This is a genomic window from Candidatus Rhabdochlamydia sp. T3358 (assembly GCF_901000775.1).
In the GTDB taxonomy this organism is placed as follows: domain Bacteria; phylum Chlamydiota; class Chlamydiia; order Chlamydiales; family Rhabdochlamydiaceae; genus Rhabdochlamydia.
On record NZ_CAAJGQ010000029.1, the window covers coordinates 1 to 3642 of the forward strand.

The window sequence follows — 3642 nt, forward strand, 5'->3', positions numbered from 1 at the left end:
ATTTGCTACCTTGAAAAGCAACGTTGGGTCGTTGAGAGAACGATTTCTTGGTTAAAGACAGGCTTTCGTCGCCTTACAGTGCGCTGGGAAAGAAAGGCAGTATATTGGAATGGTCTATTAATGTTTGGACTACTTGGCTATTGGATGAATTTCTTAAGTCGGCAAGTATCTTTAAAACAATAAATTTAATTCAAGATAGGTTCAAGAGCGAGAGGAATAAGTGACAATTTCCAGAATTTTAAATAGCTTCAATTTTTACACGCCACGAATACAGGCAGAGCCACAAATACAAGCAGAAATAAAACCAGAGAATACAGTTCATACTTGGCATTTAGCAAATGGAAGTAAAGCTTATCTTATTCGCAATAATGACCTGCTTGAATGCCAGCTCATAAATGGCCAAGATAGCATTAAAGTCCAAGTTCCCTTTCCTGATTTTCTTACTCCAGAAGAAGCTATCAATCTTTTATTGAGAAAGTATCCCATCCTTCGAGATAATGATACTATTGACTTCATAGAGAATGAAGAAGAGCTTCATACATGGGATGTGAAGTATGAAAATCCTGTTAGTGCTGTTCGCGTCGGCGAAGACTTGTATTATAGTACCATATGGGAAGGGCCTCAAGGAGAAAAAGATTTGGTAATGGAAAAAATTTCTACACCAAAGAATTTATCCTTATCAGAACGGATTGCATGGGTTATGGAAAGACACCCTCATGTTTATCAGGCAACAAAACGCGTTCCTGGTCAGCCTAAACAGTCAACTTGTATTGTTGAATTTAAGGAAAAAATAACACAGGAAAAAAGTGCTGTAGATGGAAAGACTCCGTTGGATATGAATAATTGGTGCGTAACCATGTTCAACGCTGAAAACAGTAATTCCTTCCCTTGCACTTGGGTAGGACATGCTTCGCTTGTAATAGAGACAATTGAAGAAGGAGGATATTTTTCTAGAGTCGTTCATCTCACAAAAGAAAATGGAATAGGAGTTATTAAATTTTTAGAAGCTTCGCGAGAAAGTGTAAAAAAACGAGCAAAAGAGGTTTCGAAAACTGAAACTTGGAGCAGGCCTAAGGAAGACATTCAAAAGATGATAAATCAAGTCTTTCTAGAAGTTACCCATCAGAAAAACGGAGATCCTTTGGTATTTTTTAAGCTTGACAGTGGCAAGATGCTAGAACTGGTAAGAAGATCAGCACTTGAGCTTCATGGTCCTTCTAATAGTTTTACCCCGTTATCTGATGCGGTTAAACGAAGAATCAAGAGGGAGGATGTAGCTGCAGCTCCTTTGGAAGAAAATTACATGGATGAGTACAACTGTATAGAGTATTCTATTAGAAATTTATCTATAGCAAATATAAAAGTTCTTCTAAGATCCGGATGCCTTTTAAGCAAGACATGTTGGCCAACGCCGGTGCTCTATACTGGATCTAGAGTTAAAGCATTAGTACAAGAAGCAAGTCTAATTACTTCTTATACGACACTATTTGCTGGAAGTGCTGCTTTTTGGGGTACTCTTATTGCTGGTCGCACCGGTGCTGGAATAGCTGCTACGCTTGGTGCTGGTTTTGCTCTAAGAGAAATTTTCTATGCATATAAAATAGAACCTCCTTCAAAACAAGAATTAGAAACAAAAGAGGAAGAAAAAAAAGCATGACTATAAACTTAAAAACAGCCGTATATACTGCACAAACTTATCAAGAACTGCTTCCCATTGCTAGAGAGCTTCGTGCAGGACTTTCTTCTTGGGGATATCAATACGCTACTGCAACATTTCAATCACGGATATATGAAGGAACGATTGCAATTAATGCTATAGCTGAAAAAGCCATGAAAATCAGAAAAAAAATGGAAAAAGAAGGAGAAAAACTTAATGAACCAGAAAAGAACAATGTGATTTTGTTGTGTAGTGAAGTTTCACGTTTATATGGTGAGGATAAAGTAAATTGTGCTCAAGCAGATGGATTAAAAAACATATGTAGAATTGTTATAAGCATCCTTTTTTGGAAAAACCATCAATCTAAATGGAGTAATAACGGAAATGGTTTTTCTTATAAAGAATTACTACAGAGTCCTTTATCTATACAATTAAAAACTGCTATAAACAAAGCAAAAAACTATCAAGAATTGCTTGATATAGCTAAGAAACTACGTGCAGGACTCTATTGTTGGGGGTATCAATGTGTTATAGCTCCTAATTCTCTCTACAAAGGTACCGTTAGAATTAGCGCTGTAGCTGATAAGGCTTGGAAAATCCGACACAGCATGCAAAGAACTGAAGTAGGATTTAACACATACGAGAGAGAGAACGTCATGCTGACATGTGGAGAAATTTCTCGTATATATGAGGAAGATATTAAAAATTGTGAGCAAGCAAATATCTTAACAACCGTATGTAGATTTGTTATGAAGGCTATTTTTTGGATGGATCATCAAGAAAAGTGGGGCGATCCAGCCGATCCACTTGATTTAGCAAGGAAAACCCCGACTGATGAAGAACTGCTATGTAGGACCCTACCAGGATCTGTGTATTCACGTGCGATTATATTGGGAAACCGTTAAATAAGAAAGCCTTTGGGGTCTCTTAAGCCCCCATTTAAAAATTTATTTAAATTTCCGTTCAACTAAACGTGAAATAGAGGAATCTTCATTCCCATAGCAGCAGTCTGATTCGAGTACCGTAGTTACAACTCTTTGAGTTTGGTTTTTTACTTGAGTTAGAGAAAAACCAACAGTTGCTTGTATGGCTGGCCTTGGTGTATTTGGATATTTGTTTGCAATGGCTTGTTCTATTACAGGTGTTGCTACTTCCTGAGCTTTTGTCAAAGCGTAATCCGTCAAATTTTTTGTGAGATTTATCTTATCTTGTTGTGTAGGTCTGCCCCAATCAACTTGTCCTAAGTTCCCTTGTCTAGGATTTCCAGGAGGAATGTTATTCATGATTAATCTCCATGTTTAATTTTTGTTGAACTACCTTCTCATAGTAGTCTAAAAGGACTACTTTTGATATAAGGTGAGCTTTAATTATATAGTATTTAATTCATTGAAGTCGAGCAACATTTAGCTCCCTTGAGCACTTAGAAGCATGTTTTTTAAGTGCATTTCTTTCTAAAACATTGTACTAGGCGAATTGTTTTATCCTTTCTTTTTTTTGGAAGAAACGCAGCTTTACTAGGAAAACCTGTGTAATCCTTGCTCTCTATTCTAAAAATCAAAAACCGCAGTTACCTGCGGCTTTAAATGGATTGCAACAAGCTTTTGCATTAAGAAGGATAGTCCCACTTTGACCTGCTCCCCAAAAGTTGATCCATGCTAAAATGGACGCCTTTAAATAAGGAGCAAGAAGCCAATGAAGAACAGTCGATTTACTGAGGAACAAATCATCCAGATACTTAAAGAAGGAGAAGGAGGATCTATAGCAGATGTTTTGAGGCGTTATAATATTGCAAAAGGAACGTATTATGCATGGCGTTCAAAATACTCTGGACTAGAATTACCTGAAATTAAAAGGCTAAAAAAGCTAGAAGAAGAGAACAGAAAATTAAAACAACTACTAGCGGAAGCACAACTTGATATAGTAGCCTTAAAGGATATTGTATCAAAAAAGTGGTAGGCTCACAAGCTAGGAATAGTGCTGTGAGC

Annotated in this window: 4 protein-coding genes and 1 pseudogene; 4 read left to right on the plus strand and 1 reads right to left on the minus strand. The window is 37.0% G+C overall.

Annotation, left to right across the window (positions count from 1 at the left end):
• The 3 genes from RHTP_RS09210 to RHTP_RS07475 form a co-directional block, all read left to right on the plus strand.
• A partial coding sequence (locus RHTP_RS09210; protein ID WP_171005777.1) for a transposase occupies positions 1 to 183 on the plus strand: 183 nt, incomplete at its 5' end.
• 37 nt (positions 184 to 220) lie between these two features.
• Complete coding sequence (locus RHTP_RS07470) at positions 221 to 1657, plus strand: hypothetical protein (RefSeq protein WP_138107502.1); 1437 nt, start codon at positions 221 to 223, stop codon at positions 1655 to 1657.
• Positions 1654 to 2562 (plus strand): hypothetical protein, encoded by a 909-nt coding sequence (locus RHTP_RS07475; RefSeq protein WP_138107503.1) that lies wholly within the window; start codon positions 1654 to 1656, stop codon positions 2560 to 2562. The genes RHTP_RS07470 and RHTP_RS07475 overlap by 4 nt, the downstream gene beginning before the upstream one ends.
• Before the next feature lie 42 nt (positions 2563 to 2604).
• Here the strand turns inward: RHTP_RS07475 and RHTP_RS07480 are convergent, their stop codons facing one another.
• Positions 2605 to 2940: a hypothetical protein gene (locus tag RHTP_RS07480; RefSeq protein WP_138107504.1), complete on the minus strand. Its 336-nt coding sequence runs from the start codon at positions 2938 to 2940 to the stop codon at positions 2605 to 2607.
• Positions 2941 to 3349: 409 nt separating this feature from the next.
• Here RHTP_RS07480 and RHTP_RS07485 point away from each other — a divergent pair.
• Positions 3350 to 3607 (plus strand): annotated as a pseudogene (locus tag RHTP_RS07485) (transposase); the annotation flags it as partial.
• Positions 3608 to 3642 lie beyond the last annotated feature (35 nt).